Genomic DNA, 20,881 nt, shown 5'->3' with positions numbered 1-20,881 from the left:
GCTTCACCCCCCGACGCCGGGGGGCGGGCTCTCGGGCTTGTCGGCGTCCGGCGTACCGGCCCCGGGTTCCCGCTTGCGCGCGCGCTTCGGTTTGTACCAGCGGGCGCGTTTCTGCTCGGCCCGCCGGGCCAAACGCTCGGCGAGGCTTCTGTCGAGCGGCCTGACCTCGTTGGCCAGGAGATCCAGGTCGGCGGGCTTCCACTCGCGTTCGACGATCTCCAGCGCCTGCTCCACAAGCTCCTTCTGAGAGGTGCTCACCGACCGCTGGGCCGCCACCGCCGCCAGGATGTTCCGCCGTGACACGGGGGTCGGGGCCGCAGCCGCCCGGCACACCAGGTGCAGATAGTCGGAAGTGGTCCTGTCCCCCATCTCGAGCAGGACGAGGGAGATCTCCCGAGGTGTTCCCGGACACTCCAGGAGGGCCCGCGGGAGCCGCGTGCGGCGCAGGGCGATCACCGGCTGCCACAGCGGCGGCCACTGGCTCTGGGCGACGTGCAACAGCCCGGAGGCACGGGGGCGCGCGAGCAGCTCGGCCACCCGCACGGCGCTCCTGACGCACTCGCGAGTCTCCCGGGGCAGCCACGAGAGGCGATCGGGCGAGGTCATGAGGGTGCACAGCTCAAGGCAGAGCACCAGCTCGTCGTGGTCGTGGATGTCCCGTGCGAACACCGTCTCCAGCCATTTGGCCGCACTCTCGTCCACCTGGACGGATGAGGGAAGCATCGAAACGACCTCGAGTGCCTCCTCGTGCGTCCAGCGTCCCGACGGCCACAGCTTCCGCAGCAACTCGCTGTCCAGCAAAGGAGGTTCACGCAGCATCAGGACGCGCACCAAGCTGTGTGCCGTCCGTTCCGGTTCGAGTCCGGCGCGGGCGATCAGGTGGTGTTCCCGCAGGGCGGGATGGTCTGCCAGGTCGCCCTCGCGGAGCAGCTCACCGGGCAGCCCCCGCAACAGCTCGGGGAAATGGTGCGGCTGCTCGGCCAGTTGATCGCTCAGGGCCAGCACCATGCCCTCCCGGAACCCGGGCCAACGCGCGGCCACCTGGGTCAACCCGGCGCGGAAGCGCTCGTCCACGCGCGCGGTCACGGTTCGGTCCAGCAGAGCCCGGGTGATCTCGGCGCTCTTGTGGACCAGGGTGTCGTGCTCCGGCTCCAGCCGGGCCGCGGACGCCCACAGCAGCAGACGTACGCCCTGCCGGTCGTCGCAGTCGCGCAGCAGGTCCACGAAACGTGCGGTCGCCTGCCTGCGCAGCACCGGGTCCCGGATGGGAACCGGCTCCGCGGCCGTGGGATCGTCCGCCAGGTGCCGCCGCATCTCGGTCTCCAGCTGTTCGCCCTGGATCTGCTCGACGAGTTCCGTGTCGTGTGTGGCGCGGGCGATCCGGCTGAGCGCCGTCAACTGGTCGGCGGAGAGCTTGCGTTGTCGGTAGAGGTCCCGGACGACGGCGGCGAGGACGTCGGGCGGCAGGTGGTCGCAAGTGTCGAGCCAGCCGACCAGCGAGGCCACCTCCGCGTCGTCGAGGGCGGTCCCGCCGGACACCGCAGCCGCCACCGCCGGGGCGTACCAGTCCTGCGGATCGTGTTCCCGGCCGCTCACGTAGTCGTTCGTCCATGACCAGAAGGTCTGGGCGGTCGGTACGCCGACCCGGGCGAGCAGTCCGGCCAGAGGGTGTTCCGGTATGTCGGGCGTCCGGCCGGAGACGAGGTCGAAGACGTGGAAGGCGTCCTGGGTGTCCGGGCCGAGTCCCACGCGGATCTCGGGCACCGTACCCACCAGCCGCAGCCTGCTGCGTTCGGGACGGCTCAGGTACGTGGCGAAGGACAGGGTCCGCGCGAGTGGCGGCGGCAGCAGGTAGCAGACGGCGGCGAACCAGTGGGCCACCGCCTCGGAGGACGAGTCGATCACCAGGACGGTGCGGTCCTCGGTGAGCGCCGAGAGGACGGCCGACACCAGCCGCGGCAGCCGGTCCGCGTACGGATGTCCGCGCAGGAAGCGGTCCACGCCCGCCGGGGACAGCGGCCCGGGCCGCGGCGGTGCCGGCAGCTCCGGGAGCCGGATGTCCGCCACCGGGCGGCTCGCCCACTCGGGGGAGTCCCACAGCTCGATGGGCAGGAGCGCGTCCGCTTCCCCGGTGACGTCGGGGTGGCCCAGGGCATGGGCGAAGTAGTTGCCGAAACGCTGTGAGGGGTCCCGGCCGACGTACCGGACGCAGGCGGTCACGGCGCTCTCGCCCGGGCGGCCCGGCACGAAGCACAGGTTCACCGGGCAGCGTTCCAGATCGGCGGGGTCGTCCGAGTAGACGAGGGACTGCGGCGGCTCGTACGCGACCAGTGCCTCCACCTCGCGCAGCGTCTCCGCGGACACCCCGTCGCTCACCGCGTTGAACTGGTAGCCCGCGTAGCCGGTCAGGCCCCGCTCGCACGACGTGTAGTACATCTGCTGGAGGCCCATCTCACCCCCTGCCCTGCTTCGGGACGGAACCGAACTCGCTCAGCAGCCACAGCAGGGGGTCGGTGACCCGGTACGGCTGGATGCCGGTCGCGGCCACCTTGAGGTCCCGGGTGGGGGTGCGGCCGAGTGCGGAGACACCGAAGTAGCGGTAGCGCGCGTAGTTGGTCTCCAGCGTCTGGTCCAGTGACACGCCGTCCCACTGTTTGAGCAGGTCACGGACCTCCTCGTGGGCGCTGAGGCTGTCCGCCACGTCGAACCTGCCGTGCTGCGGCGGCTGGATCCGCAGCGGGCTCCCCTCGGGCAGCCGGTGCCAGAGGGCGTCCATCTTGGAGAACACCACTGCGATCGGGGTCCTGACCCTGGCGGCGCGGCGGCCCGAGGACCGGGCCAGCAGCATGCTCGTGATCCGGCTCAGCACCTGCTGGGGGGTGTTGCTGTCCGCCTCCGGCATCACGGTGTCCGGTTGCGCCAGCTCCTTTGCGCCCCGCATCTGCAAGGGGTCGAGGACGACGATGATCCCGTCCGCGTTGGACAGGTAGCGGGTGTTGAGCTCCACGCTCTCGCGCGAGTTGAAGTCCTCGCCCGCCGTGTCGAAGAAGGACAGCACGGTGGTCTGGGCACGGCTGCCGAGCAGTCCGTCCTGGATCCGTCCGAACCGGAAGACCAACGGATCCACCCGGTTGTCCTTGGCGGCGGCGGACTGGGTGCCGAGAACCATCTGCCGGCGTTCGTAGAGCTTGTCCTCGTAGTCGCTGCCGAAGCGGGTCATCGTCGACTCGTCCGAACCCATCAACGAGACCCGGAAGTTCTCGCCGACGCGGTTCATCAGCTCGTGGAGCAGCACCGTCATCAGGACCGTCTTGCCGGAGTTGCGGGCGCCGACCATGGCTATGAGGCGGTTGTCCACCATGCCGAACTGCACCGGGAGCAGGCTGTGGCACACGGGGCAGACGCGGTAGGTCGTCTCTCCGCCGCACTGCGGGCAGTCGGCGACCGGTTTGCGGCCGTCGGCGGTGAACACGGGACCGCTCTCCCCGCGGTCGCCGAGCCGGTCGACCCGCACCTGGTCGCGCTCCGCCTTGCAGCGCAGGCCGCTGCGGCTGAGCCGGGTGTTGCAGCGGAACCGGATGTCCCGTGCGGCGAAGGTCTCGTAGCAGTAGGGGCAGGCGAACATCCTTGCCATTCACGTCACCTTCAGTCGGTGCAGCGCCGCCGGGCGCAGGTCGATGTCCTCGTGGGCGGGTTCCGCAGGGAAGCAGACCAGCCACGCGTCACCGCGGTCCGACCGGCTGGAGGGATACGGGAACTCGATGACGAGAGGGGTGTGCGCCTCCACGCGCTGGGGCGGAATCTCGTGCACCACCGTCCCGTCGGCCGGGTGTGCGGGCCGGTAGCGGCCCCGGCCCAGCACCACATGGAGGGCGGGCAGCAGGCAGGAGGTCTCACTGGTGAACGACACCCTGGCGACCTTGCGGTGCAGGCGCCGTCGTACCACGGGTTCGTACCGGACCACCGGGAGCCCGGAGGACACCGTGAGGGACGACGGGGGCTCCCAGGCGTCCGCCTCGCCCGGGACCATCGCCTCCACCGTGAGGGTCACCCCGCCCCGGCCCACCACCAGGTCGAGGCCGCCGTCGTGCTCGTAGACCCGCCGGGAACACCGGACGTCGCCCTCCCTGACCCGGCCGCCGGCCGTGTCGGGATCCTCCAGCCGCCAGCGCACCCGGGCCGTGAGGCTGTCCGGCGGCCACTCCCAGAGCAGGAGCAGGTGGTCGTCGCGCCGGACCGCTTGGAGTCCGGACACCGGCACTCCCACGAGGTCGCCGCCCGGGGACGGGGTGCGCCGCTCTTCCCTCGCGCCGGCGTGCGGACCGGGCCCGGGCGGCGAGGACGCCCAGACGTCCGCCGCAGGCGAGGACGGGCCGGCCGGGCCCTCGCGCGGATCCGAGTGCGGGTCGGCGGACGGTCCGGACGCCGGCCCGGCGGCGGGTCGTGTCGTGTGGTGGGCGGGGCCGTCCCGCGTGGGTGTGCCGGGCTCGAGTGCGTCAGGGAACCGGGCGGTGGCGGGGGGCGGTTGACTGCCGCGGGGTTCGGGGTCGTCGGCCGGTACGGGCTCCGGGTCGTCGGCCGGTACGGGCTCCGGGTCGTCGGCTGGTACGGGCTCCGGGTCGTCGGCCGGTACGGGTCCGGGACGGGGGGCGGGGCGCGCCATCGGCTCGGCGGGCCGGCCGCGCTCCCGGACTCCCGGGCCGGCGCCGGACGACGGTCGCGGTGACCGCCCCGACTCGATGCGCAGCAAGCCGAAGTCCTGGATCATGGCGAGGCCGCGGACGACCGCCAGCTCGGGAGTGGCCGAGCGCACCGGGAGGCCGAGGTCGTCCGCCAGGGCCTCGGCCGTCCCCGGGGTCGCCGCCACCCCGCCGGCCAGCAGCAGCCCCGACGGCCACTGGCCGGTGCGCTCCTGTGCCGCTTCAAGAACCTGCACCAAGGCGTCCCGGGCACGCGCCCGTTCGGGGGCCAGTACGGCGTCGAGGCGCTCCCGGTCGAACGCCACCGTGTGATCCGTTCCGTCCAGCCGGACCGTCTCGGTCGCCTCCGCGGCCTGCGCGAGCCGTAATCGGAGCCGCTCGGCGCCCCTCAAGAGGGGCGGGGCCACACGGCCGTACGGCACCTGCCGCAGCAGCTCCCGGGCCACCGCCTCGTCCCGCGCGGAGCCGCCCAGCGGGTGCTCCGCGGTCTCCACCAGCCGCACCCTGCGGTCGCTGCTGACGGCCAGCACGGTCAGACGCAGCCCGCTGCCGCCCTGGTCCCAGACCAGAACGGTGCTGTCGGTGCCGTCCCGCAGCGCGCCGTAGTGCAGGGCGACGGCCACCGGATCGGGGACCACCTTGTCGACCCGCAGTCCGATGGCCTCGGCGGCGCGCCGCAGCGCCATCTCGTGGGGGTCGGACCCGCCGGGCGGCAGGTTCAGGACCACCCGGCGTTCCTGTTCCGCCCCGGCCCGCCCGGCCCGCTCCAGCAACTCGGTGAACACCCCTCCCACCAGTGCGGAGGGAGACGTGCGGACCGCGTCGGACGACGGTACGGCCGTCACCGCCGACTCGGCGGCGAACAGCCTCGACCGCACGGAGACGACGTCGCCGTCCTCGTCACCCGCCGCGGTCTGCCCGGCCACGGCCACGGCCGGGACCGCTCCGTCCGCCGTCACGGGCTGCCGCCGCTCGTCCAGCCAGGCGATGCGCGCACAACTGGCGCCCAGGTCGATCCCGTACACGCTCAGGGTGTCCCTTTCCTAGACGCTGTCCGACGTCGGTGGCACTCGTACGGCGGGGGGCGAGGCACGGCCGCCGAGGGCCCCGGCGCCACCCGGGCCACGGTCACCGGCGGGCGACACCCGCACCTGCCCGGTGAGGTCGAGGCCGACCTCGACGCGGGAGCCGGGGGGCGGCGAGTGGGACAGCAGGTGGGCCACTAGCGCGGACCGCAGCAGTTCGAGTTCGTTACGGATCTGGCGGCCCCCGTACGCCCGTTGCTCGGGCAGGGCCATACGGGCCGTGATCCACGCGTGGACACCGGCCCGGTCGAAGACCACCTCGACCTGGTTGCGTTCGTGGGCCGAGGCCGCGAGCTGGTCGAGCAGCCGGTCGGTGATACCGGCGACGTGCTGTGCGCGCAGCATGTCGAACACGACCACGCCCGGCTTCAGCCGCCCGAAGATCTCCGGGCGGCCGATGGCACGGAACTTCTCCTCCACGGCCCGGGAGAAGTGCTGCCGCAGCGCGTCGTACGACGGGCCGTCGCCCTGCTCGGCGGCGAGGAGCCCGCTCAGCGCTTCTGTGCCGGTGTTGGAGGTGAAGATGATCAGCGACTGCGAGAAGTAGGCGGTCTGTCCCCGCCCGTCGGTCAGCCGCCCGTCCTCCAGGACTTGCAGGAACTTGTCGAGCACCGCCGGGTGCGCCTTCTCGATCTCGTCGAACAGCAGCACGCTGAACGGCCGTTCCTGGACGCGTCTGGTCAGCTCGCCGCCCTGGTCGTACCCCACGAATCCCGGCGGTGCGCCCGCCAGTCGCTCCGCGGCGTGCTCCTGCTGGTACTCACTCATGTCGAAGCGGGCGTAGGCCGTCGGGTCACCGAAGATCAGCTTCGCCACGGCCTTCGCCAGCTCCGTCTTGCCCACACCCGTCGGCCCGACGAAGAAGAACGATCCGCGCGGCCGCGCCGCCCCCGACTCCCCGAAGTCGAGCCCGACGAAAGCGGCTTGCAGGGCGGCGGCCACCGCGTCGACCGCCACCTGTTGACCGATCACCGACGATTTCAGGGTCTGGGCGGCCTGTCCCATCACCGTCCGGTCCAGCTGGGACCAGGGATCGACGCTGACGTTGAGCCGGTGCGCCTGCATCAGCCGGTCCGGACGGCCCATCTCCACACGGCGCAAGTGCGAGGTCCGTGCGAGCGCGTCCAGTTCCCAGCCGGCCATTCCGTCCGTCGCCCCGATGAGGGCCTCCACGTCGTGCCGGGTGGCCGACTCGTGGCCGCGGAAGTCCTGCCGCAGCAGCGACAGCCACAACCGGCGCTCGGCCTGGTCCGGGGGGCCGATGGGGAGACTGGCGATCCGCGGGTCCTCCTGCCAGAACCAGCCGGGCAGCCGGGACAGATCGCCCACCGCGACCAGCATCGCGTTCCTGGCCCGGCTCCCGGAGGCGGCGGTCGTGGGGGGTATGGCGTCGGCCATCGCCGCCCGCAGCCGCAGGTACCCCTGGGCCGATGCCGGATCGGCCACGGGCAGGGCGTGGTCGACGTCCTCGAAGACGAAGGCGGTGGCGGCCGAGGACTGGGCGGCCAGCCGTCGTGCCTGTGCGGTCGCGTCCTCCAGTGAGACCAGCCGGCGGGGCGGGCGCGGCTGCAAGAGTCCCGCCGCCGCGGTCCGGCGGGCGGTGGCCCGGCGCGTGCCGTCCTGCGACGGGCCGTCGTCCCCGGGGTCCGCCGCCGCACCGGTGCGGTTCACGTTCGCGGACACCGACGAACCGCCGGAGGCCGCGGTCGCCGAGGCCGACCAGTCTCCGGACGGGGCCGGCGCGTCCCCGGGCGCCTCTGCGTCGGCGGGCAGGGCGGCGGAGAGCGTGTCGAACCGCTCGCGATGTCCGGGCACCGGGAAGGTGAGCCCGTCCACCGGGTCCCACCAGCCCACCACCTCCGCGCCGCGTCCCACGAGCACGTTGACCATGAGCTCGCGAAACGGGGCCGGTCTGCCGTCGAACCACCAGCGGTCGCGGATCTGGCCGCTGACGACGACCTGGCGCCCGCGTTCCATCTCCCAGCCCAGCGACACGGCCCACAACGGCATCAGCGCGTGGGCCGGAGCCGGGCCCTGCGGGGCGGCGCCGTCCTCGCCTGAGGCAGAGCCCGTCACCGCCGCCGCTCCGTCCGCGCACCGGGCAGACCCCGGCCTCGGCCACCGGGCGGCTTGCCCTCCCACAGCAGCTCGCCCGGGACGAATCCGTCGTCGGCCATGGCGTCGTGTACCTGGTCGAGCAGATCCTCCGTACGGTCACAGGCGACCTCGGCACCGTCGGGCACGGCGGACATGTCGGCCTCGCCCTCGACGCGGTACGCCAGCACGGGGGCCCCGTCCGGAGTGCTGGCGACGGTGGTCGAGTAGAGGGCGCCGTTGGTCCGCGCGAAGTGCAGGAGCAGGCCCTGGCCCTCGTCGGCACCGCCGGTGAAGCTGAAGCCCGCGCCGGCCATGGCGTGCTGTAGCGCCCGGGCGAGCTCCGCGCGCCGTTCGTAGGCGAGCAGCAGTTCGTCCAGCATGGCCTCGGCTCGGGGCAGGCCCTCCTCCAGCCGGGCGACCGCGGCGAGCGCGTCGTCCGGGCGCCCCGCGTCCAGGGCCTCCGTCACCGCCGACAGCGCGGACCGCAGCTCGTGCGCGAGGGTGATCTCCGTGAAGTCCTCCGCGTCCCTGATCGCGTCGCGCACGGCGTCCGCGATGGTGCCGAGCCGGTCCGTCGCCTCCGCTACGGCTTCGCGGCGGCGCTGTTCCTCCTCGGCCGCGAGCCGGTCGGCCTCCTGCTGCCGGGCCACCCGCTCCGACTCCCGGACCGCTTCGGTGCGGCGATGGGCGGCCGCCGCCTCGACGGCGGCGGCGTGCCGGGTGAGCCGGTGCTCGATGGTGCCCCGCAGGGCCTCGAACCTGGCGGTGCGCCCTTCTTCCCGTGCCGCACGCAGCTGCACCAGGAGGCCTGTGCACTCGCGGTGTCCCTCGGGATCGTCCACGGCCGCCTGCGGGCCCAGGTCCGCCAGCCGGAGCGCGAGCGCAGCCACGGCCTCCCCGCGATCGCCACCGCTGCCGTGATCCCGCGCGGAGGGCCGAAGCCGCACCGCACGGCCGCGCAGCCGCTCGATCTCCTCGTCCAAGGACCCCTCGGTGCCGTGGCGCAGCCGTTTGCGCAGGAGGTCCGTCTCCTCCCGGAGCCGCTCCGCGGCGTCCGCCGGCCCCCCGGCCGACTCCAGGGCGTTGATCAGTTCGTCGAGCTGGGTCAGCTTCCGTTCGGTGGCCCGGGCGTGTTCCATCCGTACGCCGGTCATCCGCTTGTCGTCCGCGGCCTGGCGCGCCTCCACCAGTTCGGCCATCCGGCGTCTGCGGGCATCGGCCCGCGCGGCCGCGAGGCGCTGCCGTTCCGCCGCCCGTTCCGCCTCCCGGCGCCGGCGTTCAGCCTGTTGCCGGGCCCGGCGCTGCGCTTCCTCCTGTAGGCGGGCCGCACTGACCGCGACCGTGCTGTACTTCGGCGATCCGCTCATCCGTCCCCCGGATTTCCCCCTGCGCGGCGGCTGCCGTCTCCCCGGCGCCGACCACGTACCCCGCTTGTGCCAACCGCTCCTCGACGAAGGTGCGGAAGCCGGGAACAGCCGGGACTCCGGCCCAGGAGAACTGGCCGTCATGCCCCACCGACACCTCGATGCCCGCCCCCGCGTCTGTGAGTGACCTCACATGATGGTAGCGCTCCGTGAGTGCGACAACACGCTGATTGGACGAACCGCGCCACAGCAGGTCCCCATGTCTGGCGGCCACATAGGGGCCGTCGACGAGGAGGTCAAGCCGGTCCAGCAGGGCGCGCGCCCCCGGCGTACCGCGAAGCAGTGCCTCGTGGCGGAACCCCGAGTACGCCATCGCCGAGAAGTCGGGCCGCAGTGCGCGGACCGCGTCCAGCAGGTCCGCGAGCGACTGTGCCTGGCTGAAGGGTTCGCCCCCGGACAGGGTGACACCCTCCACGTCGGTCAGGCGCGCGAGCCGGCCGGCCACCTCGGTGACGGCACGCACCTCTCCGCCGGCGAACGGGAGTGTCTCCGGTGCGACACAGCCTGGGCAGCGCAGGGGGCAGCCCTGCACCCAGATCACCGCGCGCAGACCGGGGCCCAGCGTTCCGCAGCGGTCCAGGACACGGTTGACGACCAGTTCCCCCGGGCGGGAGACGTCGGCCGGGCCGCGCGCGTGTCCCGCATGTTCCTCGTCACGTGGGCCGCGCGTCGTCGGCCGGTGCCGGGGGTCGGAGCCGGGGGCGGGGCCCGGGCCGGAGTGGGTCATGGTCGGCTCACCTCGCTGGGTCCGGAGCGGGTACGGGGCGCTCCCCAGGTGACGGCGCCGTGCTCCTGCTGGTCGCACCAGGGGCACCAGGGCCGTTCCACCGTGTGCACGTGCAGGTCGTCGCGGTCACAGGCCGTCAGCCGGCCGGGTCGTGTCTCGGCCCGCAGCGCCCGGGCCCAGGTGGCGGCGTCCGGCCGGGAGTCCGGGTCGGTGAGCCCGGAGCGGCCGAACACCTCGGTGAAGAGGCTGCGGAGTCTCCGGGGAAGCAGGTCCGCGGCGGGAGCGGTCCTCGGCAGGAGCACCGAGGCGGGGTCCGTGAACCGGCACCGGCCGTTGCGCACGTTGTCGTCCAGCGAGAAGTAGGGGGTGCCGTCGGCCGGGAGGCCGTGGAAGGGGTGGAGTCCACCCATCAGCAACTGGTGGACGAGGACGGCGAGGACGAAGTCGTCGGAGGAGCGGTCGGGCAGGACGTCGGAGTCGATCCCCTCGGGGGCGGTGTAGCCGGGCGAGCGCATCCGACAGGGAAAGGCGAGCCGGCCATCGGTGAACTGCACCGAGTCGATGTCCGCCAGACCGGTCCGGCCCTCGGCGTCGGCCCAGAGGTTGTCCGGCTTGAGGTCCCCGACGACGTATCCCTCGGCGTGCAGATCCGCGAGCAGCTCCGCCAGCGAGGCGGCCGTCCGCAGGGCGGTGCCCCAGGTCATCTCCGGCAGGGACTCACGGCGTGCCGTCGGCAGCAGCTGCCGTTCGAAGGGCAGGAACGCCCGTCGCATGTCCCGCATCAGATACCCGACGACACCTGTGGACGTCACCAGGGTCTCCAGCGGCCAGGCCAGCCGGCTGGGTGTCCCGCTCAGCAGCTTCACGGTCCGTGGCTCCCGCCCCTGCCGGACCAGGCTGTCCAGGCGCAGCCGGTGGACCTCGGGCTCGGCCACCAAGGGTGCGAGCTTCGCGACCAGGCCGGGCCGGTGCTCCACGGTGTACACCACGCCTTCCGAGCCGCTGCCCACGACCTCGTCGAGCACCCACTCACGACCTGAGGGGGACCAGGTGCGGATCATGGCGTCTCACCGCCGCCCGGTGCGGGGGCCGCGGCCCGTGAGCGCGCACAGCATCGTCAGGTCGTCGCCGCTGCGCCCGGCCTCGGGGCTGGACAGCAGGGCGCGCAGCGGTTCCGCGTCTCCGCCGTTGTCCCGCAGGGCCCTCGCCAGTCCGACGAAGAACCGGTTCGAGGGCAACGGCCCGGCCTCGGGCGGCAGTCCGTGCACGTCGGGGTGGTCCAGCGTCAGCGGTACGCAGCCGTCGGTGGCCACCATGACACCGGTCAGGTACGGATCCCACAGTGCGAACGACCGCACGCGCGCACGGGCCCCCGGCGAGGAGAGGAAGACGGCGGAGTGCCGTTCGTCGGGTGGCGGAAGCACCAGATGGCAGCGCTCCCGGGTACTGCCGGCGTCCATGGTCAGCACGGTGCCGAAACAGTTGCCGACGCAGAGGAACGCGGCCCACGGCGGCCGTACGACCACTGAGGCGAGGGTCGCGGCGAACTCACCGGGATCGGCGGTGCGCGGGTTGTGGGTGTCGTCGTCCCCTTCGGTGTACTCCGCCGCCGTGGGCAGGGCTCGGGTGGCACGCAGCCAGGTGTCCACGACCTCCTTGGACCGGGTGCCGATCCAGTCGATCCACACGGCGGGGTCCGTGGCACCGTCCGTCTCGGAGTGGTCCGGGAGGCCCCGGGCCAGCACCCGGCAGGCGATGTCGACCGCCAGATGTGCTCCCAGGGCACTGCGGTCCCGGCTGCCGGCACCGTCGGCGACGGCCAGTACGACACCTTCGCCGCCCTCGCACCGGGCGGACTTCAGGGCGTCCTGGCAGCCGACACCCGAGGAGAGATGGTCGGTGCCCTGCACCACGGCCCCCGACACGAACAGCCCCCGGTGGTCGTCCACTAGAGGTGCTTCTCGGAGAGTTCGTTCATGGCCTTCTGCAACGCGGCCTGCCGGGCAACCTCGCGGTGGACCTCCCCCGCTGTGCCGATCGAACTGACTCGGTCGGAACTGCGGAGCAGGAACTTCAGGATCTGGGTGAAGTCGAGGCCTTCCAGCATGAACGTGGCGTCCGGTGCGAGTACTTCGAGGAGTCGGCGGTCGGCGCCCTGGACCCCGATCGTGAGGAAGACACATCCGTCGGGGGGCCGTGCCGCCTCCGCCGTGCGCAACCGGTCGGCGAGTGGGGCCAGTTCCGTCGCGTCCAGTGCGCGGCCCCGCTCATCGCTCGGCGCGCCGTCGGTCACCATCCAGATCAGCGGCCGGAGCACGGACAGCCGCCGCTCCTCCAGCGCCCGGAGGCGTTGCGCGGCGATGCGCAGAGCGATGTCCAGCGCGGGTTCGAGGCAGGTGTAGCCCTCCGCGGTGAGCGGGGGAGGGGAGAGCTTCTCCACCGGTACGAAGACACGGTCGGGGTCCGCCTGTTCCCCGGTGACGAGGGCGGAGGCGTCCGCGTCGTAGACCCGGACCCGTGAGCCGAAGGTGATCAGGCAGATCTCCACCCGCGCCCGCAACCGGGCCTGCGATCGGACACTCTCGAACAGGGTCCGGAGGGCCGAGTCGACTTCGGCGATGCGGGGGCTGGACACAGGGCGGGCCATGGAGCCCGAGGCGTCGAGAAGGATGACGACAGGCTGCCGTTCGTCCAGCCCCGACGCGAACCCGATGTCGTAGTCCGTGGTCATGCGGCACCCTGCTTCCCGGCGTTCGGGGGAGCGTCGTCGGGCTCGGCCTCCGTCATGAGCAGCCGCCGCTGCTCGGGGTCGAAGGCGAGCCGCACCCACCGGCCGGGTATCGCGTCCACACCCGTCGGGAGGGCCCGCAGCAGGAGGCCGTCCACCAGAACGTATGCGTCGGGTGCGGGCCATGTGACCACGCGCGCCAACGAGTCGTGGGCGCCCGACCATAACTCCGTCACGTGCTCACCCTTCCTCGGCACAGACCGATCCGGTGGCCACCGAGTGTAGTTGGACGAAAGCAGATTGTCGCAGGATTCCCCAGGCAGGACCGAGCACTTCGACGCAGCGTCCCACTCGGGAGACGACGACTTGAGCAGCCTCGGAGACCACGCCGAGTTGCGGCTTTGGGTCCGGACAGGGGGCCCTCGGTGGGGTGAACCCGCAAGGCCGGGTGACGAGGACGGAGCGGGAGTCGGCGGAGGTGCGGATCCCCAAGGCGGCGCTCCACGCCCTCGCCGCGACGCTGAGCGCCCGGGCTCCGGACGAAAAAGGGGGGCGTGTCGGCCCGACGAACCGGACGATCAGCCCCTCGGCTGATCAGGCGGGGGTTTGACGAAAAGATCCACTCGCTTGCGGCGGTCGAGGCAGATCCCTGGCCTCCTGGTGACGCCCGGTCAACGCGAAGACGGCATCTCTGCGCAGCCGCTGCTGAAACGCATCCGTGTCCCGCGCCTGCCCGTGCAAACGCGGGATCGGCCACACCAGACCCGACAAGGCCGATCAACAGCAATACCGACACGACGGCGGCCGCCAGGGCGGCCAGCCACCCGAGGCGTCGCCACCAGGTACGACAAGACCGCCACTTTCTACGAGGCGGCGGTCAGCCGAGCGTCGTGCCTGCTCTGGGTGAGATCTGTTCGAAGACGGAGCCTAGTAGCTGTCGTATCCGGGCCTGCCGTTCGGTCGGTAGACGCCGACGATGGTGCCGCTCTTCGTCGTCGAGACACTGACCGGCTCCAGCGCGGTCGGGATCGCACCGTCGGCGAACAGCCGCTTGCCGGTTCCGATGATCACCGGGTGGATGGTCAGCCGGTACTCGTCGACGAGATCGTGCCGCATGAGGGTCTGGGCGAGGTCGCCGCTGCCGACGACGTTGATGTCGCCTCCGTCGGTCGCCTTCAACGCGCGTACGGCGTCGGCGACTTCGCCCTCCAGCAGCGTGGAGTTCTGCCACTCGACGGACGTCAGGGTTCGGGACGCGACGTACTTGTGCATGCTGTTCATCCGCTCCTTGAACGGGTTGCCGGGATCGGCGGTCGGCCAGTACGACGCGAAGATGTCGTACGTCTTGCGGCCCAGCAGCATCGCGTCGGCGGGCTCGTACCAGCCCGCGATCGCCGCGCCGACCTCGTCGTCGGTCACCGGCTTCTGCCAGCCGCCGTGCTCGAAGCCGCTCTGGGTGTCCTCGTCGGGGCCACCGGGTGCCTGCATGACGCCGTCCAGGCTGAGGAACGTGCAAACGATGATCTTGCGCATGGTGCGCTCCTTTCGTCGATGCACTACAGACCGCGCAGCCACCGGAAACTCATCGGCGGTGCGGCCGGCTGATTGCCGCTCGCTCAACTGACGGGACAGGGGCGGTCCGTTGCCCTTGCAAGGAGGTACTTCCGCCAGTCGCCATGCCCATGCTTCTGATCAAAGGCCTCTACGGCGTCAAGGGCACCCAGTCGGGCGGGGGCACGGTGGCCTTCACGGCCGCCGACCCGAGCGAGTGGGACTCGTGGGCGGCGTCCTGGGCGGGCCGTCGAGCACAGTGCGACCGGCCGCGCCAAGCTGCGGCTGGACGCGTGCGACGCACGGGAGACGCACTACGGCGCCGCCGGGTCCACCAGCCCCTGCGCTTCGCCCACGCCGCGAGCGACGCGATCCGGAAGCGCTCATGACCAACGCCGGCCCAGGTGACAATCCAGGTCCTTCCTGGGTGACGGAACCGATGAGCTGTTCGGTTGGTACGGTGCCGGCGATGTCACCGTGCCGAGTGCCGACGATCGCTGGTCCTTCCAGGTCGACCTGACCAGTGCGGAGATGCTGCGCGAGGTACTCGTGGGCACCGGTGCCCTCGTCTGGGGCCGCCGGCAGGCACTTGATCTGGGACTGGTGGACGAGGTCTGCATCAGTGTCGTGCCGGTGCTGCTCGGCAACGGGGTCCCCTGCTTCGCCGACCTGACCAACGCACCGCACCGCTTCGACGACCCGACCGTCCTTCAGTGCAAGGGCGCGACACACCTTTGGTACCGCGTACGTCGCTGAGACTCGACTTTGTCCTGAGTGTGGGAAAAGAACGTCTGGGTGCTGCACAAGTACTTCCCAGTCTGGAAAATCGTTGTTACGTTCCTCCTCGCAAGCCTGACGACGCAGTCGGCGGAGACCGGCGGCGTCCGGGACCCGGTCGTGTGTGAGGGGAGGGGATCGTGAGACGGATGACCGCTCGACCTGAGAACACCCATCAGGGGCGGCTCCTGCGTCTGTTGCGTGACAACGGCTCCAACTCTCGTGCCCAGCTGGGTGATCTGGTCGACCTGTCCCGTTCGAAGCTCGCGGTCGAGGTCGACCGGCTGCTGGAGACGGGCCTGGTCGTCGCGGACGGGCTGGCCCCCTCCCGCGGTGGCCGCCGCTCGCACAACATCCGGCTCACGCCGACGCTGCGTTTCCTCGGCGTCGACATCGGTGCCACGTGCGTCAAGATCGGTACCGGTATCGGCTGCGGCATCGTCGCCGGCGGTGCGGTCCACCGCGGGGTGACGGGCAGCGCGGGCGACATCGGCCACATCCAGGTCGAACCGGACGGCCGTGCATGCGTGTGCGGCAACCGGGGCTGCCTGGAAGCCCACTTCAGCGGGGCCGCACTGGCCGGCGATGCGGAGCAGGCGGCGTGTGAGGGCCGCTCGGCGCAGCTCGCCGCGCGGCTGGAGACAGCCGGACGGCTGACGGCCGAGGACGTGTCCGCTGCCGCGGCGGCCGGGGACCCGGTCGCCCTGGAGCTGATCCGCGAGGGCGGGATGCGCCTGGGGCAGGTCATCGCGGGGCTCGTCAGTTTCTTCAACCCGGGACTGGTGGTGATCGGCGGTGGTGTGACCGGACTCGGCCACACCTTGCTGGCCAGCGTCCGGACCCAGGTCTACCGTCAGTCGCTGCCGCTGGCGACCGGCAATTTGCCCATCGTGCTGGGGGAGTTGGGGCCCGCCGCCGGAGCCATCGGCGCGGCTCGGCTCATCAGCGACCACGTCTTCTCGCCGGCCTGATCCGCCCCCCCCCAGTCCGTCCGCGACAGGTCACTCCTGGGCGATCCCGCACCTCCGGGCGATCCCGCACTCCTGATCCCGCACTCCCGGGCACTCCAGCCCTCCTGAACGATTCCCGCACCCCGGTGCACCGCGGCGACTCCGTGACGCCCCGGCGCCCTCAGCGCAGCCCCCAACTCACCAGCAGCGTCACAGCAACGGCCACATCACCGCCGTAACCGCTCAGCCCCGCCCTGCCCACTCACGGCCCGCATCCGCCGAGGGGATTCCTCATGGCACCACAACCACCCCTGCTCACCATGTCCGCTATCACCAAGTCCTTCCCCGGTGTTCGCGCCCTGGACGGCGTGGATCTCGAGGTCCAGGCCGGTGAGGTGCACTGCCTGCTCGGCCAGAACGGGGCCGGCAAGTCCACTCTGATCAAAGTGCTTGCCGGGGCCCACCAGCCCGACAGCGGTGAGATCACCTGGCGCGGTGCGCCCGTCACCCTGGGATCGCCGGTCGCCGCCATGCGGCTCGGCATCGCCACCATCTACCAGGAACTCGACCTGATCGAGGGGCTGTCCGTCGCGGAGAACGTCTTTCTCGGACACGAACCCACCGCGGCCGGGTTCGTGGTGCGTGGCTCCGCCGCCGGGACGGCCACCGCCGAGCTGCTGAGACGTCTCGGGCACGCGGAGATCGATCCGACGCGCCTCGTCGGTGAACTGTCCGCCGCCCAGCAGCAGATCGTCTCGATGGCCCGCGCGCTCTCCCACGAGGTGCGGCTGATCGTCATGGACGAGCCGTCGGCGGCGCTCGACCCCGAAGAGGTCGACAACCTCTTCAGGATCGTGGGCGACCTGACGTCCGACGGTGTCGCCGTCGTCTACATATCCCACCGCCTGGAGGAGATACGCCGCATCGGCGACCGGGTCACGGTCCTCAAGGAGGGCCGGTCGGTCGCGGGCGGCCTGCCCGCCGAGTCCACACCGACCCATGAGGTCGTCGCCCTGATGACCGGCCGGCACGTGGAGTACGTCTTCCCCGAGCGGCCCCAGGCCGGGTTCGCCGCGGAGCGGGAGCCCGTGTTGAAAGTCGAAGGGCTCAGCAGACGAGGGGAGTTCGCGCCGGTCGATCTGGAGCTGCGGCCCGGCGAGATCGTCGGCCTGGCCGGACTCGTCGGGTCCGGGCGCAGCGAGATCCTGGAGACGATCTACGGCGCCCGCAAGCCCGACCAGGGCCGGGTCCTCGTCGACGGTACGCCTCTGCGCCCCGGAAGCGTCCGCGCCGCGGTCAGTGCCGGCATCGGTCTCGCGCCCGAGGAACGCAAGGCGCAGGGACTGCTGATGCTGGAGTCCGTCAGCAGCAATGTCTCGATCTCCACGCTGTCCCGGTTCGCCCGCGCGGGCTGGCTGGACCGCCGTACCGAGCGGGCCGCGACGCACGAAGCGGTGCGGGAGCTGTCCTTGCGACCGGACAACCCGGACGCGGCGATCAGGACTCTGTCGGGCGGCAACCAGCAGAAGGCCGTCCTCGCCCGCTGGCTGCTGCGCGGCTGCAAGGTGCTGCTGCTGGACGAGCCGACCAGGGGTGTCGACATCGGCGCCCGCGCGGAACTCTACGCAGTGATCCGCCGGCTGGCCGACGAAGGCCTGGCCGTGCTTCTCGTGTCCAGCGAGGTCCCCGAGGTCCTGGGACTCGCCGACCGGGTGCTCGTGCTCCGCGAAGGCAGTGTCGTACACACGGCGGATGCCCGGGAGCTCGACGAGCACCGTGTACTCGATCTTGTGATGGAAGGGAGCCCGACGTCATGACGCAGCCGACCACCGTGACGCAGAAGGACGCGCCGACGTCCGCCGCCAAGTCCGCGGGGGAGAAGCAGGGTTCGGGCCCGCGGTGGGGATGGGACGTACGCACCCTGTCCCTGCTCGGCGTCCTCGCCGTCCTCGTCGCGGTCGGTGGCATCACCGCGCCGGACGAGTTCCTCGCCACGAGCAACCTCCAACTCGTCCTCACCCAGGCGTCCGTGATCGGTGTCGTCACCGTCGGCATGACGTTCGTGATCACCAGCGGCGGCATCGACCTGTCGGTCGGCGCGATCGTGGCGCTCGCCTCGGTGTGGGCGACGACCTTGGCCACCCAGGAGTTCGGCTTCGCGGGCATCCTGTTCACCGCGCTGATCGTCGGTGTCGGCTGCGGTCTCGTGAACGGACTGCTGATCGCCTACGGCAGGATGGTGCCGTTCATCGCGACGCTGGCCATGCTCGCCTCCGCCCGAGGCCTGGCACTCCAGATCACGGACGGCAGCACTCAGATCGTGAGCGTCGAGTCGGTGCTCGACCTGGGGGCCAGGGACTCCTACATCCTCGGCATCCCGCCCCTGGTCCTGATCTTCGCCGCCGTCACCCTCTTCGGCTGGCTGGTGCTCAACCGCACCACCTTCGGCCGCCGCACGGTCGCGGTCGGCGGCAACGCCGAGGCGGCCCGCCTCGCCGGCATCGACGTCCGCCGCCAGCGCCTCTACCTCTACCTGCTGTCCGGACTGTGCTGCGGGATCGCCGCGTTCATGTTGATCGTCCTCGCCGGGTCGGGCCAGAACACCAACGGCAACCTCTACGAGCTGGACGCCATCGCCGCCGCGATCATCGGCGGAACCCTGCTCAGCGGCGGCCGCGGCACCATCGTCGGCTCCGTCCTGGGCGTCCTGGTCTTCACCACGATCACCAACATCTTCGCCCTGAACAACCTCGAGACCGCTGTCCAGCAGATCGCGAAGGGCGCCATCATCGTTGCCGCCGTGCTGGTCCAGCGCCGCTCGCCGCACGGCGACACCTGACGCCGTGCGGTACGTGCCGGACGGCGGCCCCTGACCCGCCGTCCGGCGCCCTCGGACTCCACCAGCCGCACACCGCCCAATCGAAGGGTCGATCCGCCATGCCCGAAACCCCCGCCTCCACCAGCCGCAGAGCACTGCTGTTCGGCACCGCCGCCGTCTCCGCCGGCGCACTGCTCACGGCCTGCACCAGCAACGAGCCCAAGGAGCAGGCGCAGGCCGCGGACAACGCCGCCCCGGTCGCGGACGACAAGCCCGGCAAGAAGGTCACCATCGGCTTCGCCGGGCCGCAGGCCGACCACGGCTGGCTCAACGCCATCAACTCCAACGCCAAGTCGCGGGCGAAGAAGTACTCGGACGTCACCCTGGAGATCACCGAGGGTTCCAACGACACCGCCCAGCAGATCGGCCAGATCGAGACTCTCATCAACAAGAAGGTCGACGTCCTGGTGATCCTGCCCGCCGACGGCAAGGCCCTCACCCAGGTCGGCCTCAAGGCCATGCGCGCCGGGATACCGGTGGTCAACCTGGACCGCATCTTCAACACTCCCCAGGCGTACCGGTGTTGGATCGGCGGCGACAACTACGGCATGGGCCGTCCTTCGACGCGCTGTGGAACCACGACGACGACCAAGGCGTGGGTGCGCTGCGCGCCATCGACCAGGCCGGGCGCGACGACTTCCTCATGGTCGGCGGCGCGGGCGCCAAGTCCGCCATGGACGCCATCAAGAGCGGCAACAGCGTGCTGAAGGCGACCGTCCTGTACCCGCCGACCATGGCCGCCTCCGCGATCGACCTCGCCCGGGCGCTCGGGCAGGGCAAGGGCATCGGCGGCCTCGCCGAGTTCGAGATCCCGTCCTCCCTCACCCTCTACTCGGCCGTCGTCACCAAGGACAACGTCGACCAGTACCTGCCGACCGGCTTCATCTGACCGGCCCGGACGGGACGGAGGCGGACGTCGACCGGTCCGGACCCGACCAGCCCGGGCAGGTCCCGGTCGGCCCGGACCCGGCCGCCGCCCCCGCGCACCGCACCACGACTCACTCACACTCCGACCAGGAGGAATCCGTATGGAACAGAGGGACAGTCGGACCGCACCGCCGACGCTCGGCGTCGGCATGGTCGGCTACGCGTTCATGGGCGCCGCGCACTCACAGGGCTGGCGCACCGTGGGACGCGTGTTCGACCTGCCCCTGCGGCCCGTCCTGGCGGCGATCGCCGGCCGGGACGCACAACGAGTGCGGGCGGCAGCCGACAAACATGGCTGGGCCGCGACGGAGACCGACTGGCGCGCCCTCATCACCCGCGACGACGTGCAACTCGTCGACATCTGCACCCCGGGTGACAGCCACGCGGAGATCGCGATCGCGGCGCTGGAGGCGGGCAAGCACGTGCTGTGCGAGAAGCCGCTGGCCAACAGCGTAGAAGAGGCGCAGGCCATGACTCGGGCGGCCGAAGCGGCCCAGGAGCGCGGTCAGTTGGCGATGGTGGGCTTCAACTACCGTCGTGTGCCCGCCCTGACCTTCGCCCGCCGCCTCATCGCTGAGGGCAGACTCGGCGCACTGCGCCACGTACGGGTGAGCTACCTCCAGGACTGGCTCGTCGACCCCGACTTCCCCCTCACGTGGCGGCTCCAGCGGGAGCACGCGGGATCAGGGGCACTCGGCGACCTCGGCGCACACATCGTCGACCTCGCCCAGTTCCTGGCAGGTGAGGTCCTGGTCGGCGTCTCCGCCCAGATGGAGACCTTCGTCAAGGAACGCCCCCGCCTCGAAGGCGCCTCCTCCGGCCTTACGGCGTCCGGTGGCGCCGCGCGCGGGCCGGTGACCGTCGACGACGCGGCCGTCTTCACGGGCCGCCTCGCCTCGGGAGCCCTCGCCTCTTTCGAGGCCACCCGGATGGCGACCGGGCGCAAGAACTCCCTGCGCATCGAACTCAACGGCGAGCGCGGCTCGTTGGCCTTCGATCTGGAGCGGCTCAACGAGCTCTCCTTCCACGACGGCACC

17 protein-coding genes and 1 pseudogene are annotated in these 20,881 nt (G+C 71.6%); 7 read left to right on the top strand and 11 right to left on the bottom strand.

Translation table 11 applies throughout. The annotated features are described in order from the left end of the window. Positions 1-3 precede the first annotated feature (3 nt). From IF54_RS0130815 to IF54_RS0130765, 11 genes are all read right to left on the bottom strand, one after another. Positions 4-2,451, bottom strand: coding sequence for a GTPase-associated protein 1-related protein (locus IF54_RS0130815; protein WP_051735597.1), 2,448 nt, complete (start codon positions 2,449-2,451; stop codon positions 4-6). Between the two features lies 1 nt (position 2,452). Then, positions 2,453-3,634, bottom strand: a complete 1,182-nt coding sequence (locus tag IF54_RS0130810; protein WP_030324712.1) for a TRAFAC clade GTPase domain-containing protein — start codon at positions 3,632-3,634, stop codon at positions 2,453-2,455. Continuing rightward, positions 3,635-5,725 carry an Hsp70 family protein gene (locus tag IF54_RS0130805; RefSeq protein WP_030324710.1) on the bottom strand — a complete coding sequence of 697 codons (2,091 nt, stop codon included), beginning with the start codon at positions 5,723-5,725 and terminating at the stop codon, positions 3,635-3,637. Between the two features lie 18 nt (positions 5,726-5,743). Continuing rightward, the gene (locus IF54_RS0130800; protein WP_063754981.1) at positions 5,744-7,861 is read right to left on the bottom strand and encodes an AAA family ATPase; all 2,118 of its coding nucleotides are present in this window, start codon (positions 7,859-7,861) and stop codon (positions 5,744-5,746) included. After that, entirely contained in the window at positions 7,858-9,249 is a 1,392-nt protein-coding gene (locus tag IF54_RS0130795) for a hypothetical protein (RefSeq protein WP_030324706.1), read from the bottom strand. Before IF54_RS0130795 ends, IF54_RS0130800 begins: the two co-directional genes overlap by 4 nt. Further along, positions 9,161-10,033, bottom strand: a complete 873-nt coding sequence (locus IF54_RS0130790) for a 4Fe-4S single cluster domain-containing protein (RefSeq protein WP_063754980.1) — start codon at positions 10,031-10,033, stop codon at positions 9,161-9,163. Before IF54_RS0130790 ends, IF54_RS0130795 begins: the two co-directional genes overlap by 89 nt. Continuing rightward, positions 10,030-11,094: a hypothetical protein gene (locus IF54_RS0130785; protein ID WP_030324703.1), complete on the bottom strand. Its 1,065-nt coding sequence runs from the start codon at positions 11,092-11,094 to the stop codon at positions 10,030-10,032. Before IF54_RS0130785 ends, IF54_RS0130790 begins: the two co-directional genes overlap by 4 nt. 6 nt (positions 11,095-11,100) lie before the next feature. Then, positions 11,101-11,982 (bottom strand): protein phosphatase 2C domain-containing protein, encoded by an 882-nt coding sequence (locus IF54_RS0130780; protein ID WP_234439102.1) that lies wholly within the window; start codon positions 11,980-11,982, stop codon positions 11,101-11,103. Beyond that, on the bottom strand, positions 11,982-12,764 hold the full coding sequence (locus tag IF54_RS0130775; RefSeq protein ID WP_030324699.1) for a vWA domain-containing protein: 783 nt from the start codon (positions 12,762-12,764) through the stop codon (positions 11,982-11,984). The genes IF54_RS0130780 and IF54_RS0130775 overlap by 1 nt, the downstream gene beginning before the upstream one ends. Further along, complete coding sequence (locus IF54_RS39885; protein ID WP_037820823.1) at positions 12,761-12,997, bottom strand: hypothetical protein; 237 nt, start codon at positions 12,995-12,997, stop codon at positions 12,761-12,763. Before IF54_RS39885 ends, IF54_RS0130775 begins: the two co-directional genes overlap by 4 nt. Before the next feature lie 691 nt (positions 12,998-13,688). After that, complete coding sequence (locus IF54_RS0130765) at positions 13,689-14,294, bottom strand: dihydrofolate reductase family protein (RefSeq protein WP_030324697.1); 606 nt, start codon at positions 14,292-14,294, stop codon at positions 13,689-13,691. A 143-nt stretch (positions 14,295-14,437) separates the two neighbouring features. On the opposite strand from IF54_RS0130765, the gene IF54_RS0130760 reads away from it, so the two are divergent. The 7 genes and pseudogenes from IF54_RS0130760 to IF54_RS0130725 form a co-directional block, all read left to right on the top strand. Further along, positions 14,438-14,701 (top strand): hypothetical protein, encoded by a 264-nt coding sequence (locus tag IF54_RS0130760; protein ID WP_030324695.1) that lies wholly within the window; start codon positions 14,438-14,440, stop codon positions 14,699-14,701. 88 nt (positions 14,702-14,789) lie between these two features. Then, positions 14,790-15,068 (top strand): dihydrofolate reductase family protein, encoded by a 279-nt coding sequence (locus IF54_RS0130755; RefSeq protein WP_051735595.1) that lies wholly within the window; start codon positions 14,790-14,792, stop codon positions 15,066-15,068. Positions 15,069-15,238: 170 nt separating this feature from the next. Next, positions 15,239-16,060: an ROK family transcriptional regulator gene (locus IF54_RS0130745; RefSeq protein ID WP_030324691.1), complete on the top strand. Its 822-nt coding sequence runs from the start codon at positions 15,239-15,241 to the stop codon at positions 16,058-16,060. Positions 16,061-16,332: 272 nt separating this feature from the next. Further along, positions 16,333-17,856 (top strand): sugar ABC transporter ATP-binding protein, encoded by a 1,524-nt coding sequence (locus tag IF54_RS0130740; RefSeq protein WP_030324689.1) that lies wholly within the window; start codon positions 16,333-16,335, stop codon positions 17,854-17,856. Continuing rightward, a complete protein-coding gene (locus tag IF54_RS0130735) occupies positions 17,853-18,878 on the top strand; it encodes an ABC transporter permease (RefSeq protein WP_030324687.1) in 1,026 nt (341 codons plus the stop codon). The genes IF54_RS0130740 and IF54_RS0130735 overlap by 4 nt, the downstream gene beginning before the upstream one ends. Before the next feature lie 98 nt (positions 18,879-18,976). Continuing rightward, positions 18,977-19,806, top strand: a pseudogene (locus IF54_RS39880) (substrate-binding domain-containing protein). A 139-nt stretch (positions 19,807-19,945) separates the two neighbouring features. Next, positions 19,946-20,881 (top strand): Gfo/Idh/MocA family protein (locus IF54_RS0130725; protein ID WP_030324686.1); only part of this gene is annotated, 936 nt, incomplete at its 3' end.

This window comes from Streptomyces sp. NRRL B-3229 (genome assembly GCF_000719505.1).
GTDB classification, from domain to species: Bacteria; Actinomycetota; Actinomycetes; order Streptomycetales; family Streptomycetaceae; genus Streptomyces; species Streptomyces griseorubiginosus.
The sequence above is the reverse complement of the archived record's forward strand: the minus strand, read 5'-3'. Positions and strand labels throughout refer to the sequence as shown.

Bases quoted from the DNA above. Each gene is read 5' to 3' on its own strand.
- IF54_RS0130745 (WP_030324691.1), top strand. From the start codon at position 15,239: ATGACCGCTCGACCTGAGAACACCCATCAGGGGCGGCTCCTGCGTCTG.
- IF54_RS0130810 (WP_030324712.1), bottom strand. From the start codon at position 3,634: ATGGCAAGGATGTTCGCCTGCCCCTACTGCTACGAGACCTTCGCCGCA.
- IF54_RS0130795 (WP_030324706.1), bottom strand. From the start codon at position 9,249: ATGAGCGGATCGCCGAAGTACAGCACGGTCGCGGTCAGTGCGGCCCGC.
- IF54_RS0130775 (WP_030324699.1), bottom strand. From the start codon at position 12,764: ATGACCACGGACTACGACATCGGGTTCGCGTCGGGGCTGGACGAACGG.
- IF54_RS0130790 (WP_063754980.1), bottom strand. From the start codon at position 10,033: ATGACCCACTCCGGCCCGGGCCCCGCCCCCGGCTCCGACCCCCGGCAC.
- IF54_RS0130785 (WP_030324703.1), bottom strand. From the start codon at position 11,094: ATGATCCGCACCTGGTCCCCCTCAGGTCGTGAGTGGGTGCTCGACGAG.
- IF54_RS0130815 (WP_051735597.1), bottom strand. From the start codon at position 2,451: ATGGGCCTCCAGCAGATGTACTACACGTCGTGCGAGCGGGGCCTGACC.
- IF54_RS0130735 (WP_030324687.1), top strand. From the start codon at position 17,853: ATGACGCAGCCGACCACCGTGACGCAGAAGGACGCGCCGACGTCCGCC.
- IF54_RS0130765 (WP_030324697.1), bottom strand. From the start codon at position 14,294: ATGCGCAAGATCATCGTTTGCACGTTCCTCAGCCTGGACGGCGTCATG.
- IF54_RS0130760 (WP_030324695.1), top strand. From the start codon at position 14,438: ATGCCCATGCTTCTGATCAAAGGCCTCTACGGCGTCAAGGGCACCCAG.
- IF54_RS0130740 (WP_030324689.1), top strand. From the start codon at position 16,333: ATGGCACCACAACCACCCCTGCTCACCATGTCCGCTATCACCAAGTCC.